Annotated in this window: 16 protein-coding genes; 7 read left to right on the top strand and 9 right to left on the bottom strand. The window is 38.5% G+C overall.

The features are described from left to right. Positions 1 to 17: 17 nt before the first annotated feature. From yiaA to FHR28_RS07405, 3 genes are all read right to left on the bottom strand, one after another. Positions 18 to 500 (bottom strand): inner membrane protein YiaA, encoded by a 483-nt coding sequence (gene yiaA / locus FHR28_RS07395; RefSeq protein ID WP_034613439.1) that lies wholly within the window; start codon positions 498 to 500, stop codon positions 18 to 20. Positions 501 to 738: 238 nt separating this feature from the next. Beyond that, the gene (locus tag FHR28_RS07400) at positions 739 to 1,752 is read right to left on the bottom strand and encodes an LLM class flavin-dependent oxidoreductase (protein ID WP_004822422.1); all 1,014 of its coding nucleotides are present in this window, start codon (positions 1,750 to 1,752) and stop codon (positions 739 to 741) included. Between the two features lie 169 nt (positions 1,753 to 1,921). Further along, a complete protein-coding gene (locus FHR28_RS07405; RefSeq protein WP_105713736.1) occupies positions 1,922 to 2,461 on the bottom strand; it encodes a glycine zipper domain-containing protein in 540 nt (179 codons plus the stop codon). Positions 2,462 to 3,098: 637 nt separating this feature from the next. On the opposite strand from FHR28_RS07405, the gene FHR28_RS07410 reads away from it, so the two are divergent. After that, complete coding sequence (locus FHR28_RS07410) at positions 3,099 to 3,593, top strand: GNAT family N-acetyltransferase (RefSeq protein ID WP_166782277.1); 495 nt, start codon at positions 3,099 to 3,101, stop codon at positions 3,591 to 3,593. Positions 3,594 to 3,662: 69 nt separating this feature from the next. Here FHR28_RS07410 and FHR28_RS07415 read toward each other — a convergent pair whose 3' ends face one another. Beyond that, complete coding sequence (locus FHR28_RS07415; protein ID WP_004822418.1) at positions 3,663 to 4,094, bottom strand: hypothetical protein; 432 nt, start codon at positions 4,092 to 4,094, stop codon at positions 3,663 to 3,665. Positions 4,095 to 4,484: 390 nt separating this feature from the next. Here FHR28_RS07415 and prfA point away from each other — a divergent pair, with 390 nt between their 5' ends. Together prfA and prmC are read left to right on the top strand one after the other, a co-directional pair. Beyond that, positions 4,485 to 5,573 carry a peptide chain release factor 1 gene (prfA, locus tag FHR28_RS07420; protein ID WP_166782278.1) on the top strand — a complete coding sequence of 363 codons (1,089 nt, stop codon included), beginning with the start codon at positions 4,485 to 4,487 and terminating at the stop codon, positions 5,571 to 5,573. Beyond that, the gene (prmC, locus tag FHR28_RS07425; protein WP_056512654.1) at positions 5,573 to 6,391 is read left to right on the top strand and encodes a peptide chain release factor N(5)-glutamine methyltransferase; all 819 of its coding nucleotides are present in this window, start codon (positions 5,573 to 5,575) and stop codon (positions 6,389 to 6,391) included. Before prfA ends, prmC begins: the two co-directional genes overlap by 1 nt. Positions 6,392 to 6,546: 155 nt before the next feature. Here the strand turns inward: prmC and FHR28_RS07430 are convergent, their stop codons facing one another. The 5 genes from FHR28_RS07430 to FHR28_RS07450 form a co-directional block, all read right to left on the bottom strand. After that, the gene (locus tag FHR28_RS07430) at positions 6,547 to 7,458 is read right to left on the bottom strand and encodes a bestrophin family protein (RefSeq protein ID WP_096734414.1); all 912 of its coding nucleotides are present in this window, start codon (positions 7,456 to 7,458) and stop codon (positions 6,547 to 6,549) included. 112 nt (positions 7,459 to 7,570) lie between these two features. Next, positions 7,571 to 8,404: an ABC transporter permease gene (locus FHR28_RS07435; RefSeq protein WP_166782279.1), complete on the bottom strand. Its 834-nt coding sequence runs from the start codon at positions 8,402 to 8,404 to the stop codon at positions 7,571 to 7,573. After that, positions 8,404 to 9,387, bottom strand: coding sequence for an aliphatic sulfonate ABC transporter substrate-binding protein (locus FHR28_RS07440; RefSeq protein WP_105713733.1), 984 nt, complete (start codon positions 9,385 to 9,387; stop codon positions 8,404 to 8,406). The genes FHR28_RS07435 and FHR28_RS07440 overlap by 1 nt, the downstream gene beginning before the upstream one ends. A 276-nt stretch (positions 9,388 to 9,663) precedes the next feature. Further along, positions 9,664 to 10,011 (bottom strand): hypothetical protein, encoded by a 348-nt coding sequence (locus FHR28_RS07445; RefSeq protein WP_004719389.1) that lies wholly within the window; start codon positions 10,009 to 10,011, stop codon positions 9,664 to 9,666. Positions 10,012 to 10,232: 221 nt separating this feature from the next. After that, positions 10,233 to 11,267 carry an AraC family transcriptional regulator gene (locus FHR28_RS07450; protein WP_004719391.1) on the bottom strand — a complete coding sequence of 345 codons (1,035 nt, stop codon included), beginning with the start codon at positions 11,265 to 11,267 and terminating at the stop codon, positions 10,233 to 10,235. Positions 11,268 to 11,458: 191 nt separating this feature from the next. On the opposite strand from FHR28_RS07450, the gene FHR28_RS07455 reads away from it, so the two are divergent. The 4 genes from FHR28_RS07455 to FHR28_RS07470 all read left to right on the top strand — a co-directional run bounded on the left by FHR28_RS07455 (position 11,459) and on the right by FHR28_RS07470 (position 18,181). Beyond that, complete coding sequence (locus tag FHR28_RS07455) at positions 11,459 to 12,229, top strand: 3-hydroxyacyl-CoA dehydrogenase (RefSeq protein WP_151957484.1); 771 nt, start codon at positions 11,459 to 11,461, stop codon at positions 12,227 to 12,229. A gap of 206 nt (positions 12,230 to 12,435) precedes the next feature. Then, complete coding sequence (locus FHR28_RS07460; protein WP_166782280.1) at positions 12,436 to 13,569, top strand: acyl-CoA dehydrogenase family protein; 1,134 nt, start codon at positions 12,436 to 12,438, stop codon at positions 13,567 to 13,569. A 274-nt stretch (positions 13,570 to 13,843) separates the two neighbouring features. Next, entirely contained in the window at positions 13,844 to 15,490 is a 1,647-nt protein-coding gene (locus FHR28_RS07465; protein ID WP_166782281.1) for an AMP-binding protein, read from the top strand. A gap of 225 nt (positions 15,491 to 15,715) precedes the next feature. Then, on the top strand, positions 15,716 to 18,181 hold the full coding sequence (locus tag FHR28_RS07470; protein ID WP_166782282.1) for an ExeM/NucH family extracellular endonuclease: 2,466 nt from the start codon (positions 15,716 to 15,718) through the stop codon (positions 18,179 to 18,181). Positions 18,182 to 18,266 lie beyond the last annotated feature (85 nt).

Below are 18,266 nucleotides of genomic sequence, written 5' to 3' on the forward strand. Positions count from 1 at the left end.
AATAGATTGTTTAACAATTAAAATTTATCTTCTGGTGTTTCAAGTTCTTTAACTTCAACTTGTTGAACAGGGTGGGGCTGAGGCAATTCAGGCTGTGAATTCGTTCTGAGATATTCCAAGTCTCGTATATTCTTTTGTACAGCAACAGCACCAAAGAGGCTAAGTAAAAAAGCCATGATATAAAAACCTTTCTCACTGAGTGCCATCGTCGCATTCCATAAACCCAATGCGAGCAGAACGATACAGATCACCACTGAAGCCCAGCATAGTCCATAATAAATTGCTGTGACTGGCTGACCTTCAAGTTTATCCCGAACAACTTTTTGTAGTGAAACAGCAGAAAATAGACCATAAAGGATCAGGATTAAATAATAGCCTTTTTCATTCAATAGAATTTGTGCATTGAATAAACCGACACAGTAGGCTGCCGCACCAGCAAGTAAAGCCACCCAACTGACTGCAATAAAAGCAGGGGTGGGTTTATTGATATATTGGTTCATTGTTGTTCCTTATTACTATTTTACTGATTTTTATATGTTCTATTATGCTGATTTGAAATGAGATGGCAAATCTTTTCAATTTATGAGAGCTAATTCAAATAGAGTTTAAGTGTGGGAAATAATAAATAGTATTTTAAATCAATTGGATATTTCAGCTACAGGACAGTTAAATCAAAAAAAAACCAAAATGAAATTTATCATTTCATTTTGGTAAAGAGGAAAACATCATTGATTTGTATTATTTTTTTAAATCCATCAATAAACTAAAGTTGTCTAGGCGCTTCTGTGTATCATAAATATCGCAAGTGAAAATAAATTCATCTACCTGATATTTTTCTAAAAGTTGCTTTAAACCGTTCTTCACTGTGTCTGGTGAGCCAATTTGCGCCATACCTAAGAAGTTTTGTACGGACATTTTCTCTGATGCAGACCATCGGCCTTCCATTGTTGCTACAGGCGGTTTCAGTTTTAAACTTTGTCCTGTCAGTAATGCAAGAATACGTTGATACACACTTGTGGCTAGATACTCTGCTTCCTCATCGGTTTGGGCGACCACAGTAGGAACTCCCATAGATACAAACGGTTTATCTAAATAGGCGGATGGTTCAAAATTGTCACGATAGAGCTGAATGGCTTGTCCTAACATTCTCGGTGCAAAATGTGAGGCAAATGAATAAGGAAGCCCCAATTTAGCCGCCAGTTGTGCGCTAAAAAGACTCGATCCTAAAAGCCATACAGGCACATGCGTACCTTGTCCTGGTGTTGCTTTAATTCTTTGCTGAGGCACTGCATCGGCGAAATAGCTTAAAATTTCTAAAACATCTTGTGGAAATTGCTCTTCAGTTTCTTGACGGCCACGTCTTAATGCACGCATGGTGGTTGGATCTGTTCCGGGCGCACGACCTAAGCCGAGTTCAATACGATTTGGATAGAGTGTTGCCAAGGTACCAAACTGTTCAGCAACCACTAAAGGTGCATGGTTGGGTAACATAATCCCTCCCGAGCCCACTTTAATATTTTTTGTATTGGCTAAGATGTAACCCAGCAATACAGCAGTTGCGGAGCTGGCGATACCGTCCATATTATGATGTTCAGCTAACCAAAGGCGATCAAAGCCTAACTGTTCTGCATGCTGAGCAAGTTGCAATGCATGCTTAAGAGAAAACTCAACTGTTTGATCTTCTCGAACAGGTGCGAGTTCTAGGATAGAGAACTTCGTATTCTTTAATGCGGTATCTGTTAAAGACGACATTTTTAAACTCGAAAATAATATATATCGAAATAATACGATATAAGTGTGCAAATGTATATCGAAAATTGTCGATATTTGGTGGTTTTGATGTTGATTTTATTGTCCAAAAACAAATTAAGCACCCGAAGGTGCTTGATTTAAATGATTGGATATTAATTTTGCAATGAAATTAATTTTTCCAGTTATTCCAACGGTTTTTGTTTTTGTAGTGACCATAATGATTGCCATTGTCTTTACGATAGCCACGGTCATTGTAGCGATAATCAACATTACGGTAACCGCCACGATCATATCGATCATTATAACGTCCATAACGGTTGTCATAGCGGTCATCATAACGACGGTCGTTACTGACTTTTTGACCTAATGCCGAACCACCTGCAGCACCAAGACCTGCGCCAATATAGCCACCAGTTGAAGTACCCGTCACATTACGACCTACGGTATAACCACCAGCACTACCTAAAGCACCACCGATGATCGCACCATTACGGTCACGTTTATTTGATGAAGCGCCTGCGCCAACACCACCACCGATTGCAGAACCAATCATAGCGCCTGTTGAACCACCCATTTGTTGGCCAATCGCAGCACCCACCACACCACCAAGTGCAGATGTTAATGCTGTATTGGTTGAGTTGCCTGCATGTGCAGTCGTCATCATTGTTGCTGCAATTACAGTTGCACCAAGGATTGCTTGTAATTTCATTTTAAACTCCTGATCGAAGCTTCTTCGAATTCTTTAACTTGAGGCTAGAATAACGAAACATTTAGCAATAATTATGGATTTGAATGTAAGCAATTTCTGTGTTTTGTGTGTGGATTGTATATTTGGCTGATTAATTTATTCATGATTAGTTTGTATTGAGCTTATGAGGGGAATATTGTTGTCGTAACAATCATGATGATATTTTAATATTAAAATATCTGTTGAGATGCAGCTCTACCAATGTATAGCTAGAACATATAGTCAACCTGTTAAAAAACTTATATACAAGAATATAATTTCTCTTAATTAGCATTTTTAATTAAATCAATTGTATGGAAAAATAAATTGTTTGATGATAAAAAGCTTGCAATGCCACACCTTACATTCAAAGTTTAAATACCCCCACCCAACATGGCGACATCCATGTCGCCCCACGGTAGGATAACCATCTAGGATTCACAAATACAAAAACTTATTCATAGCCAAAACTTCTCGATTTCATACAAAAAACATTAGCTTCGTTGATGATCAATGACTGGATGAAAATCATTTGTATAAATAATTAGGGGGTTTGACTATAAAGAAACGTGATATTGATATGTGAATAAATATGAAGAATCGCTCGGGCTAAAGACAAATGATAGAAACTGAACGCTTAATTTTAAAACCATTTATGGAAAAAGATTTATTGGAAATCTCTGCTTTATTTCAGGATGAAGATTTTATGGCTTTTTCTCCCAATGGGGTTTTAACGACTGAGTCTGCCATAGGGCGATTTTGGGAGATTGAGAAACATTATAAAGAATATGGCTATGCAAAAATGGCGATTTTCTTAAAAGCAACTCAGCAAATTATTGGATATTGTGGTTTTGAAAAATGCGTATTGAATGGTAATCAAACCGTTGAATTAGGATTTCGTTTGCTAAAACAAGAAAGGCGAAAGGGCTATATAAAAGAAGCTGCAATCAAATTATGTGAAGATATTCAAGCTAGAGGTTTTCAATCGGTCATCGCGTTTTCTGAATTAAATAATGCTGCTGCACATCAACTTTTGTTTAAACTTGGATTTATACAAAGGCATGCTTCTCATTTTTTTAATATGCAGGTGATTTTTTTCGAAAAAATCTTTTAAGAAAAATGAGAAGAGTAATGTGAAAAACAAAAAAGCACCCGAAGGTGCTTGATATCGTTCAAGGATCAATTAGTGATGACGACGGTGTTTTTTGTAGTACTTTTTATTGTACTTACGTTGATCTGCATGGCGGTCTTGAGAAACTTTTTTACCAAGAACTGAACCACCCGCTGCACCAGCAGCAGCACCAATATAACCACCTGTGGTACCACCCATATTTTTACCTACGGTATAGCCACCAACACCACCTAAACCACCACCAATTGCAGCCGCAGTACGGTCTTTTCTATTGGTTGATGCAGCAGCACCACCTGCACCGCCCACTGCTGAACCAATCATTGCGCCAGTGTTACCACCGATTTGTTTACCTACAGCAGTACCAACGACACTACCTAAAGCAGAGGTTGCTGCGATACGTGTTGAGTTATCAGCATGAGCACTTACTGTAAATATTGAAGTTACTGCCAATACAGTACTAAATATGATCGTATTAAATTTCATGTGTTGCTCCATGTCCTTATCTGGACAGTTCTATCTCTATTCGATGTGGCAAATGTAACAAAAATTTTTCCAAAAAATGTGGAGAGGGATCTGAAAATTGATAGCGTTTGGTATCTGAATGTATGTTTTCTATTAAAAGTGATTTTAAAACACCCATATTAGTCAACAATTAGCATGAATAATGGAGAATAAAAGCATCTAATCAAAAATCATGCGGATCATCTTGCTATAAATTCTATAGCTTATCTTGATGGCGCTTATATAAATGTGTCATTTAAATGGCAGAATCGGTAAACTAGGCACAATTTTAGAATTTTCTTACCAATTTTAAATGGGCTGTTATAAAGCTCGATGTTTTTTGGTAAGGCTTAGCTTGAGAATGTATTTAAAATGAAAGAATCGTTACGTTTACGATTAGACCAACTTTGTGATCGACATGAAGAGTTAGAAGCATTATTGGCAGATGTCGAAGTCATTTCAGACAATAAGCGTTTTCGTAATTTGTCCCGTGAGCATAATGATTTATCAGAAATTACCGATGTTTGGAAAAAGTACAAGCAAGCTGAAGAAGATATTGAAACAGCAGAAGTAATGTTAACTGATCCAGATTTTAAGGATATGGCTGTTGAGGAAATCAAAGAGAACAAAGCTTTAATTGAACAACTTGAAGCTGAGTTGAATATTCTCATGATTCCTAAAGACCCAAATGATGCCAACTCGGCATATTTGGAAATCCGCGCTGGTACAGGTGGTGATGAAGCGGCGATTTTCTCGGGTGACTTATTCCGTATGTATAGTAAATACGCTGAAACTCAAAACTGGCGTATTGAGATCTTATCTGAAAATGAAGGTGAGCATGGCGGATATAAAGAGATTATCTGTCTAGTGAATGGTGAAGGTGTTTACGGTCGCTTGAAGTTTGAAAGCGGGGCGCATCGTGTACAACGTGTTCCAGCCACTGAGTCACAAGGTCGTGTGCATACTTCGGCATGTACTGTGGCAATTCTTCCAGAAGTTGATGTAGACACCACAGTAGAGATTAATGCTGCGGATCTACGTATTGATACTTACCGTGCTTCTGGTGCGGGTGGTCAGCACATTAACAAAACTGATTCTGCTGTACGTATTACCCATCTTCCAACAGGTACTGTTGTGGAATGTCAGGATGAACGTTCACAGCATAAAAACAAAGCAAAAGCGATGGCGTTACTGGCTTCACGTTTAGAGAATGCGAAACGTGCTGCAGCCGATGCAGCAACATCTGAAATGCGCCGTGATTTGGTAGGTTCAGGGGATCGTTCGGAACGTATCCGCACATATAACTATCCACAAGGTCGTATGACAGATCACCGTATTAATTTAACTTTATATAAGTTAGATGCAGTAATGGAAGGTGATTTGACTGAGCTACTTGACAGCTTACATCGCGAATATCAAGCAGATCAGTTGGCGATGCTTGCACAACAAAATGGTGGTTAATGAATATTGCACAGGCTTTGGCCTTACGTGGAGAAGCTGAAAGTTATGAGCGTCAAGAAAATGCTTGGTTACTTGAGCATATTTTAAAAATTGATGCTTTTGATTTGTCACTTAAATCTACGCAAGAATTAACTGCTGAGCAAGAACAGCAATATGTTGAGGGTCTAGCGCGGATTGCTGCGGGTGAACCCTTGGCTTATGTAACTGGCTCACAACCATTTTGGACTTTGGATTTAACCGTTACCAGAGACACTTTAGTCCCTCGTCCAGATACTGAGGTATTGGTTGAAACGGTTTTAAATCTTGATTTGCCTGAAGATACTCGTATGGTTGATTTAGGTACGGGTACAGGTGCGATCGCATTATCGCTGGCAAGTGAGCGTCCAAATTGGTCTATTATTGCCACAGATATTTATGAACCGACTTTAGAAGTTGCTTTACATAATGCTGAAAAGCATGACTTGGGGCAGGTCAAGTTTTTTCTAGGAAGTTGGTTTAAAGCTTTGAATCGTCAATTTTTTGATGTGATAGTTTCTAATCCACCTTATATTGATGCTGATGATGAGCATATGCCGCATCTTGCTTCTGAGCCTGAACGAGCTTTGGTTGCTGAGCAGCATGGTTTGGCGGATATTGAACATATTGTTCAGCAAGGTAAAAAATGGTTGGCGACTCAAGGTTGGATCGTACTTGAGCATGGTTATGATCAAGCTGAAGCGGTACAAAACATTTTTAAAGGTGCTGGTTTTAAACAGGTCAGAACTGTTAAAGACTATGGCGGTAATGATCGTGTCACACTAGGTCAGTGGCCAAATTAGTTTTGCATTGCTATATCTAAAAAGACTTTGTTCGATGGCGGTGGTTGCGCTTATCCAACAAAGTCTTTTTTATTGGCGAATAAATAGTATTAAAAGAATTTGACCGATTCAAAATTTTAAAGATTGGGTTGAAATATAGCCTTTAGAAAAACCAGCTAAGTCAAATTACTTTTCACCAATTGAATCGGCTCTAAGAGTTTTTCACCCAGAGAGCTGTGCATTTCTCTTTCAATTAAACGAGTAATTGAATCTAAAGGTAAATCATTTTCTTGTAGGCCAAATGGTTCTTCAAGCTGAGCACTCAAAGCATCTAGTCCCAAAAATAAATAAGCAATTAAACTGACGATGACGGGTGTCCAAATCCCTAAACTTGCTTCTAAACTAAACGGCAAAATCAAACAAAAGCAATATACTGTGCGATGTAATAAGACTGAATAAGAATAAGGCAATGGGGTGGTTAGAATGCGATCACAGCCAGCCTGAATATTACCCATTGCAACAATATGATGATTTAAACCTTGATAGATAATGTCAGAAATTTCACCTGATTTAAGTGATTGCACTAAAGATTTTTGGATTTCTTCTAAAACAAATTGTGCAGCATTCAGGTGGTTTGCCAGTTGGCTAAAGCTTAATTCATCTAAATCAACTTTATTTTTATAAAATTCAATGGACTGATTTTGATTACGTAAACGATTTCTTAATAAACGGGTAAATAGCATCACACGATACATTAAAACTTTACGCTGGTTTTCTTGCAAAACATGTGTGTCACGAGAAAGATGGCGTGAGGTTGCAATCAAAGCACCCCAGAGTTTACGACCCTCCCACCAACGATCATAACATGCAGTATTTCTAAAGCTTAAGAAAATAGAAAGGATAATCCCGAACACGGTAAACCCAATTGCAGGTACAGCAGGAATTGTAAAATAGTGATGTGATGATAGGTAAACCAGAACTGTCGAGATCAGCACAACAAAAGTTAATGCGGGTAAGACTTTGGGAAGAATGGTGCCGTGCCAAGCAAAGAGAAGTGCGAAGCTGTTACTTTTATCACGAATGATCATACTGTCTACCTTACTATTACTGTGACAGTGTTTCATAGAGAAAAGCAGAAATGCAAGTTGCAAATAAGCAATTTAAAAAATACGGCTGATCAAAAGCCGTATTTTGAGCGGTTTATGTTCTCCAACGTAAAAACCAGTTTTCAATCAATTTCATCAGATTGTCAGTGAGTTTACCAAGGACAGCCAGCAAGATAATCGCAATAATCACAATATCGGGCCGTGAGGTTTCTCGACCATCACTGAGTAGATAACCGATACCTTGTGTTGCTGCAATCAGTTCTGCTGCAATCATAAACATCCACGCTAGGCTTAAACTGTTTCTGAGTCCAACGAGAATTCCAGGAGATGCAGCAGGCAGAACAATTTGGAAGATACTTTGTAGATAGGTCAGACGGTATACTTTTGCCACTTCTAACAACTTTGAATCAACACCATGTATGGCAGATACGCTATTGGTATAGGTGGGAAAGAATGCACCAATCGCGATTAAGGTAATTTTTGAGGCTTCATCAATGCCTAACCACAAAAGCAATAACGGAATCCAAGCAAGGCTTGGAATAGACTTGATCGCTGAAAATGTGGGTTCTAAAAAATCTTCAATGTGTTTGTTTAAACCCACTGCAATTGCAAAAATGAGTCCCAATAGGCTACCAATAAAAAATCCTAAAAATACACGCCAAGTACTGGTATAGATATGGGTAAATAAATCACCTGCGGCAAGCTCCTTGAATGAGTCAACTAAGCTACTTGGGGCAGGGAGCAGATAAGACTCAATCCATCCAAAACGAACTAAATACTCACATAATAAAATGAGCAACAACGGAATCGTAATTCCTTTTACCCATTTTAAAACATTGGCCTTAAAGGCAGGTTTGTTAAAACCCGCCTGCGTTATACGTACATTTGATTCGCTTTGCGTCGATTGAGCATGTGTAGACTTTGTCATTACTTCTCAGCAACCTTGCCAATGACCTTTTGCGCATATTTGCTGTCAAATAGTTGATCCACAACTTGATTTACATTGGTGCCTTTTCGAACCAGTTCTTCTTCAGTCAAAATAGTCCCTGCTTTCTTTAGCGCATTAAGATGTTTCGCGGTTGGAATGTTTTGATCTAGATTGGTTCGGCTCAATTGCAACTTCGCCACTTCAAGTGGTAACTTTGCTTCACGTGCTAATAATTCTGCAAGTTTATCTGGATTGGCTTTTGCCCATTTACGTGCTTGTTCATAAGCTTTAATTACAGCCTCAACTGCTTCTGGACTTTGAGTGCTAAATTGATCTTTTACACTTAACACACTGTAACTATTAAAAGCGATATTGCGATAGAGCAGTTTTGCACCTGATTGCAATTGTGCAGATGCCATCAGTGGGTCAAGCCCAGCCCAAGCATCTACCTGACCACGTTCTAAAGCTGTTTTTCCATCTGGATGTTGTAGATGTACCAATTGTACATCGCGTTTATTTAAGCCAACGGTTTCAAGTGCTTGAAGCGTAAATAAGAATGGGTCTGTCCCTTTGGTTGCAGCAATTTTTTTCCCTTTGAGATCTTTTAAGGATTTGATTGCTGAGTTTTTTGCAACGACTAATGCAGTCCATTCTGGCTGGCTTTGGATATAAACCGTTTTAATCGGACTGCCATTGGCACGACTTAATACTGCTGCTAAACCTGCGGTAGAGGCGAAATCGATACTGCCACTGTTTAAATATTCAAGTGAACGGTTACTGCCTTGGCTAAACACCCATTTGACCTCTGTTTTGGGTAATGCTTTTTCTAACAGCTTTTGTTCTTTAACCACTAAACTTGTTGGGGCGTAATAGGCATAGTCTAATTTCAATGTTGTTGGGATGGCTGCAAAAGAAGACATTGCGGTTAAGCTTAAGGCTAAGGTGGAAACTAAGCGCGTCATTTTTTTGCTAAAAACTTTCATACATACCCCATAAAATTCAAAGAGAAACACAGAGCTAGATATGTATATTTTTTAGGGTGAAAGTACAAAAAAGAAAAACAGATATTCACTTCTTAAAATATGAAATGTAAAAAATATTGGTTTAACTATATGAATAATTTTATGTTTTTAAAGTATGCATATTTGCTTGTTGAATAGCTGATTATTGAAATGAGTTATAAAAAAATATTCTAATTAAATTTTAGTCATTAGACATAAAAAATGCCTCTATACAGAGGCATTTTTGGATTGGGCAAATTAAACTGGATAATCTTCCAGACTGTCTGCAATTTCAACTTGGTCTAATGCATTGGTTTCAAGTGCCAGACAAAGCGCAACAATTTTTGCAGTATCAGCAATGTTTTCTTTTTTCATTGCTAAGCCTGATTGAATTGCATCTAATCGCTCTTGGTGAATATCAAGCGCTTGTGCGACTTCTGCAGCATCATTGGTTTTGAAAAAATCATTCATGGCATGTTCAAAGTCATGATCTGAAGCTTTTAAAATACCTTCGATAAGCTCATCTAAATGTTCAGTTTGAGCCGAAAGGGAATGGATAAAGTTTTGAACTAGATTTTGCTCTAGTACATCAATCATCTTAATCATGTTAGTGACCTAAAAGTGATTAAAGGGGAGGAGGGTACCACAGGAAATAAGCAGAAAACCTGCTTTAAATTGGGTAATAAATATACCATTATTGATTAATTTGCAACCTTATTCAGATAAGCTGTAAATATCGAGCTTGCATTTATATTGATATGTTTTTTATTATAATTTTGATTTTAAATAAATTTCCCTAAAGACTGAGATTTTGTTTAACGATGTTATCAAGGTTGTTTGGGTTCTCTATAAGCACCTGGACTTACCCCAGTCCACTTTTTAAATGCGCGATGAAATGCACTGGCATCCTGAAAGTTCAACAGCTCACTGATGTCTTGTAAGGTATGTGAGGTTTTGCCAAGTAGTTCAATCGCCATATCTCGCCGTATATCATTTTTGAGTTGTTGGTAACTGCTGCCTTCATTTTTTAAACGGCGTTGTATAGTGGCTTCTGAAATATTGAGCTGTGCTGATAGTTCACCGAGTTCTAACCATTCAGCAGGAGCAATAGAAAGTAATTGCTTACGAATCATTGAACTTAAAGCCAAAGGATTTTTAAATCTTAATAGTAGATTTTCAGGGGTATTTTTAATAAAACCATACCAAGACTTTTGATCGCGTTTGATTTGAATGTTTAAGTAGTTTGCATCGAATTGCAGATAATTTTCATCTGTTTGGTAAGTAATATTTTCACAGAATCGCACGCGATAATCGCTGTCATCTTCAGGGGGCGTGCATTTTAATTGTAATTGATTGAGTAAAATTCTTTGATCTGCTAACCAACAGATCAAACTGTGAATCAACATAATATAAGTGGCATAGCAGAACATACGCTTGGTTTGTAATTTGTCTGTAATGACAATGTATGCATAATTTTCATCTATAATTAGCTTGCTGGAGAAGTCATCCAAGACAAAATTAAAATATTGCAAAATTTGTTCAATTGCTGTGTGTAGCGTATCCGATTGCATGACCATTTTAGACAATAATTTATAACAACCGCGTCGCATCTGATGCGAGTCCATGCCAAAGAACTCATCATTCATATGGTCTGCTATTTTAGTCCACAGTTTTGCATAAGCTGAAACAGCAATACGTGATTTGGCTGCATGAAATATTTCCAGTGGTATTTCTGCATCATGCAAAATCTGCTGTATATCATAGCCCTTATCTTGGGCACGGCTCAGCGCTTCATGTACCAGCGCAATTGAAATTGTGCCTTTGCTTTCACTGAATTGTTGATTGTTCACAGTGTATTCCATTATCTTGTGATACGTGTTTTGTGACTAAAGTTTTCCAAAAAGATGTTTAAATTGTCCAAATACATCATACAGGATGCAACTTTTGGAAATTGTACTCAAGCTTGACTATGTTTACTCTGCATCTTAAGTCCAAAGTGGGTTTAATTCATCATTTAAACTACTCAATTCAAACAATGAACTAGGAAAATAAAATGAAAATTGAAGGAAAAGTTTTTGTTGTGACTGGTGGTGCATCTGGATTAGGTGCCGCGACAGCCACACATTTGATTGGTCAAGGTGCGAAAGTGATCATGGTGGATATGAATCACCAGCTTGGCGAAGAAATGCAGAAGCGCTTAGGTGAAAAGTCCAAATTTGTTCAACTTGATGTGACCGATGAAGTTGCTGTTGAACAATTCTTTAAAAATGTGGAGCAGGATTATGCTCAATTAAATGGCTTAATTAATTGTGCAGGGATTGGCCCATCCGCCAAAGTACTAGGTAAAAATGGCATCCATGCTTTAGACGCATTTCAAAAAGTATTGAATATTAATGTCGCAGGAACATTTAACATGCTACGTTTAGCCGCAGATGTCATTTCTCGTTATGCGTTACCAGCAGGTGAAGAAGATCGTGGTGTGATTATTAACACTGCTTCAGTGGCTGCGTTTGATGGCCAAATTGGTCAATCCGCTTATGCTGCATCTAAAGGTGCTGTTGTTGCAATGACATTACCTTTGGCGCGAGAACTTGCGCAACATGCCATCCGTGTGATGACCATTGCGCCAGGGATTATGGAAACCCCAATGTTGAAATCATTACCACAAAATGTTCAAGATGCGCTGGGTGAAATGGTGCCTTTTCCTAAACGCCTTGCGAAGCCTGAAGAGTTTGCACAGCTTGTTGGTCATATTTGTGAAAATAGCTATTTAAATGGTGAAACAATTCGATTAGACGGCGCAATCCGTATGCAGCCAAAGTAATCTGGTCTAATCCATCTGCTTATTTCTAACTCTGTTTTAACGCAAGCAATAGCAAATTTTTAAAAAATTGAATACTGCCTGACATGATCTAAACCATCATGTTAGGCAGACTTTAGCCTAAATTTATACAAACAACGAGATTTTGATTGGTCGCTGATCATGATTGCAGTGATTTAAAATTTAAAAGTGCTGAGAGGGATGCTCAAATGATTCTCAATGATGAACAAAAAATGGTTCAGGAAATGATGCGAAATTATTCGCAGAATAAACTTAAACCCACAGCTGCTGAACGTGATAAAACTGCAAAATTTCCTCAGCAAGAACTCAATGAGTTGGGTGAACTGGGTGCATTAGGCATTACTGTGTCTGATCAATGGGGTGGAGCAGGTTTGGACTATATCTCCTTGGTGACGGCAATTGAAGAAATTGCTGCAGGAGATGGTGCAATTTCAACCATTGTCAGCGTACAAAATTCTTTGCCTTGTGGAATTATCCAAAAATATGGGACAGACCGACAAAAACAAGACTACTTAATGCCATTGGCAACAGGTCAATGGCTTGGCTGTTTCTGTTTAACGGAACCACAGGCGGGTTCAGACGCAGGTGCTTTGCTATGTAAAGCAGAACGTGATGGCGATTCGTGGGTGATTAATGGAACCAAACAATTCATTACTTCTGGACAGCACGCACAAGTGGCGATTGTGTTTGCAGTTACGGATAAATCCGCAGCAAAGAAAGGTATTTCTTGTTTTATCGTTCCAACCAATACAGAAGGTTATATCGTTTCTCGGATTGAAGACAAAATGGGACAACATTGCTCAGATACTGCAACAATTGTTTTTGAGAATTGTCGGATTCCTGCTGAGAACATATTAGGAAATGAGGGTGAAGGCTATAAAATCGCCTTGTCGAATTTAGAGTCAGGTCGCATTGGTATCGCCGCTCAATGTGTGGGAATGGCAAGAGCAGCGTTGGATGCTGCGGTTGAATATGCCAATCAGCGTAAAGCTTTCGGAGTGGAGTTGGTACAACATCAGGCTGTGGCATTTCGCTTAGCCGATATGGCCACTCAAATCGAAGCAGCACGGCAGTTGATTTACCATGCCGCAAGTTTAAAAGATGCAGGTTTAGCTTGTTTAAAAGAAGCATCGATGGCGAAGTTATTTGCATCTGAAATTGCTGAAAAAGTCTGTTCAGATGCGATACAAATTCATGGTGGTTATGGCTATGTTGCTGATTTTCCAGTAGAGCGAATCTATCGAGATGTTCGAGTCAGCCAGATTTATGAAGGCGCTTCCGATATTCAACGTTTAGTTATCGCAAGATCGGTGATTCAGTAAGTTCAATTGTAGATTAGCGTATCAAAACTCTATCTCAAGACCAGCTTCGCACTGGTCTTTTTTATTTTAAAGCCTTACACCATGACAGGAAAAGCAGATGTTCAAAAACCGCAATATAATTGAGGTATTTGGAAATTGTGCGTGATTTCTAATCATGGTTATCTATAAGCATAGGAACACATGTTGAATGATTCAACATTTTTAGAAAAGCTAGAAAGCAAAATATGGAACTGCACATCGAGATGATTTGTGCTGAAAATACAAGGATATTGCCATGAAAACATTGGAACAAGCCTATCAAGAATTCGATTATGAAAAACTAATCAATGAGCAACTGGTTGGCAACCCACAGTCAATCAATGCCTATATCGAGTGCTGCGAGCGTTTTGTCGGTTTAAATAAAGTGGCTTTGATCTGGGAAGGCAAAAACGGTGAGTCTTCACAATGGACCTTTGAACAACTGGCACAAGCATCAGGAAAATTAGCCAATTATTTACAATCGCTAGGCATAAAAACAGGCGATTGTATTGCTGGCTTATTACCACGGACTCCAGAACTATTGATCACCATATTGGCAACTTGGCGTATCGGAGCAATTTATCAGCCCTTATTTACCGCCTTTGAATCAAAAGCGATTGAGCATCGCGTAGCAACAGCCAATACCCAACTGATCATCACCAACAGTGAACAACGTCCCAAACTAAACGGGATTGAACTTCCACATATTCTGACTGTTCATCCACAAGATTTTGCAGCAACAAAAGATGCAGATTTTTGGCAAGAACTAGCAGGTCAATCAGCTGAATGTACACCCATCATGTTGAGTTTTGCTGATGATTTTTTAATGATGTTTACCTCTGGAACAACAGGTTTGGCAAAATCGGTTCCAGTGCCATTAAAAGCGATTTTGGCCTTTAAGGAATATATGCGTCACGCTGTTGATTTACGTGAAGAAGATTCATTTTGGAACCTTGCGGATCCAGGTTGGGCATATGGTCTATATTATGGTATTGCTGGCCCATTGGGATTGGGACACAGTATTATCATGGATGAACGTGCATTTAGTGTCGACAATGCTTTGGAAATTATTCAAAAATACCAGGTCAGTAATCTTACCGGTTCACCCACAGCATTTCGTATGTTCTTCGGCTTTAAAGAAAAATTTAATATTTCGATCAAAGCACATTTACGTGCAGTCAGCAGTGCAGGTGAACCTTTAACACCTGAAGTGATTCACTGGTTTAATCATGACTTAAATGTCAATATTTATGACCAATATGGGCAAACAGAATTAGGTATGGTGATTGGTAACCATCATGCTTTAGCACATGCAATAAAAGTCGGCTCAGCAGGCTTTGCTAATCCTGGTCATCGTTTTGCAGTGTTAAATCAAGACAACCAAGAAGTTGAACGAGGTGAGATTGGAACGCTAGCAATTGACTTCTCTCAATCGCCACTCACATGGTTTAAAGGTTATGGTGGAAATAATCGTAAATCCTTTGTTGGTCATTATTACTTAACTGGGGATACGGTTCGTTTGAATGAATTAGATGGGGTTGATTTTATTGGTCGTGCAGACGATGTCATTACAACTTCGGGTTATCGTGTTGGGCCATTTGATGTAGAAAGTACACTTTTGGAGTGTGTTGAAGTTTTAGAATCTGCCGTTATTGGTAAACCTGATCCAGAAAGAACAGAGATCGTAAAAGCTTTTGTTGTGCTCAAGCCTCAGTTCACGGGTTGTCACCAATTGAATGCTAAATTACAAGAATATGTACGTTCACGATTATCTAAGCATTCTTACCCACGTGAAATTGAGTTTGTTGAAAGCTTACCCAAAACATCTAGTGGCAAAATTCAACGTAATTTATTGAAGCAACAAGAAGTGGCTAAATTACAGCAAATGCAATTGCAGGCTTAATATTTTAATATCTTTTAAAGTTCCATGCTTTGCACCCGAAAGGGTGCTTTTTTTATGCTCAGCATAAGATCTCGTATTTCTAAGGTCCTTATAACAATTTTAGTCCACTTTGCCTGTGATATATTTTGTCTAAACAATAAATGGATTAAATAGAATGATTCAAATTCACGATATTGTCATTAATAAAAATTAATCTGCTTTAAATTTCAACAAACGTTAAAAATTATGCAAAATTTAAAACCACATACACTTTGTTTAAGCCTTGCATTATTGGGCTGTTCATTTCCAAGCTATGCACAATTGATGTTTAGCCAATACATCGATGGCACAGTAAATAGAAAAGGATTAGAAATTTATAATCCAGATGGCAGCACTGTAAATCTTGCAGATTATCAAATTGAACAATATACCAATGGGGCAACGAGTAAAACAGCAACTTACACCTTAGAGGGAAATTTAGCCAGTAAGGCAAAATTTATTATAGGTCGTACCGAATTACAGGCAGAACTTGGCACTAAAGTGAATCAGGTTGCTGGTTTGTCATTTAATGGCGATGATGCCTTGGTCCTTGTGTATAAAGGCACACCTGTAGACCGTTTTGGACGGATTGGGGACAAACCAGCAAATGGTGGCTGGGGAACAATAATCACCAGCTATCAAAATAGCCTAAGCAGAATAAAAAATAAAAATGATGTCAGCGCTGTAGATCCAAATAGTGCTTTTGATTTGGACAGTGAGTGGAGCAAATGGTCAGATCGTAATGCATTCAGTAGCTATTTAGGTACTGGTACAACGACACCGCCAATCACTGCAATCAGTTGCAGTACTGCTGATACTGCAATTGCAGATTTACAATCTGCGGCACAAAACCAGCAATATGTGGTTCGAGGTGTTATCACAGCGGATTATCGCTATCAAAATGGATTTTCAGGTTTCTATATTCAAACCCCTGACAGTAAAGCGAAAGCAAATTTAAGCAATGCGATCTTTGTCTATCTCCCTGCTGCAAGCACAATTACTGGCGGTAAAGTGGGTGAAGAAGTGATTCTGAAAGGGCGTTTAACCAATTATGAAAATCAATTGCAAATTGATCAACTGAGCAGCAATATTCAGACCTGTAATAATCAAGCCGCAAGTCTGGTAAGTTCTACACCGATTCAACTACCATTTTCAAGTTTAACCGATGCTACAGGCAATGCACCTAAGCGCTATCAAGGTATGTTGGTGAAAATTCCTCAAACCTTAACGGTTAGCGAGAATTATGATTATGGTCGATATGGTCAATTGTCTTTAAGTTTGGGACGCTTATATATCCCAACCAATTTATATCCTGCGAAATCCAATGAAGCGGTTGCTTTAGCAAAACAAAATCTATTGTCTAAGATTATCTTGGATGATGGTTATAACAATCAAAACAGAACACCATGGTTGCCACAAACATTTAATGCGGCAAACACTTTACGTACAGGCTATCAGCTTAAAAATGTTGAAGGGATTTTGGAATACCGTTTTAATGCTTGGCGTATTCAACCGATTCAAAACAAAGCTTTGCCTGAGGTTGTCAAAGACAGCAATCTGCGGAATTCAACCGTCTTGGCAAAAGAGAGTAAACAGGTTCGTGTTGCCGCATTTAACGTCCTAAATTATGACAATTCGCCGCTGATTGGTGTTAAACCAGATCGTGGTGCAAACACCGAGACAGAATTTAATCGTCAACATGCCAAAATAGTCAGTGCGATTAAAACCATTGATGCAGATGTTTATGGCTTAATGGAAATTGCCAACAATGGTTATGGCGAAAAAAGTGCTGTGAATTACTTAACCAAAGCTTTGGGTGCAGATTGGAAATATGTCATCCCACCGAATATGGATAAGTTGGGTACTGATGTGATTGCAGTTGCGATTATTTATAATAGCAAACGTGTAAAAGCTGTTGGTAATCCTGTGGTATATGATGATTTAACACAGAAAAACCGGGTCACAATGGCACAAAGCTTCCAAGCGGTAACTGGAGGAAAAACCTTTACTGTTGTACCAAATCACTTAAAGTCTAAAGGTAGTTGTCCTGAGGATAAAACCTCACCAGAAGCTAACCAAGGTGATGGTCAAGGCTGTTGGAATCCGACTCGTGTCACTGCAGTACAAAAATTGATTCAGTGGATTGCAACCAACCCAACCAAAGCTGAAAAGCCAAATTATTTATTGGTCGGGGATATGAACAGTTATGCCAAAGAAGATCCAATCTTGGCATTTGAAAAAGCCAACTACAAAATATTGCTAAATGATGAAAAAGTAGGGCAAGGTAAATCTGCATATAGCTATGTGTTTGGTGTTGCCAGTGATGCAACCGGGAATGGTGGTGCGGGTAATTTAGATCATGCAATTGCAGATGCTAACTTATACCCAATGGTTAAACGTACTTTTGCATGGCATATCAATGCTGATGAACCAACAGCATTAGACTACAATGAAGAATATAAGACTGAAGAACAAATTACTTCTTTCTATGCGCCAGATGCTTTCCGTTCTTCTGATCACGATCCGGTTATTGTTGATCTAGATTTAAATGAATCAAGTGCTACTACAGGCGGGCATAAGAGCAGTGGGGGCAGTACAGGACTGTGGTCTTTGTTTGGACTGATGTTGCTTACAGCGACCTCAGTATTAGCGCGTTCTAGAAAGAAATCGTAATACGCTGATATCCTTTTAAAGAGAAACTAGTGATCTAGTTTCTCTTTTTTTTATGCTTTCATAAAATTAAATTTGTATAACATAA

The organism is Acinetobacter sp. BIGb0196, from assembly GCF_011759595.1.
In the GTDB taxonomy this organism is placed as follows: Bacteria; Pseudomonadota; Gammaproteobacteria; order Pseudomonadales; family Moraxellaceae; genus Acinetobacter; species Acinetobacter guillouiae.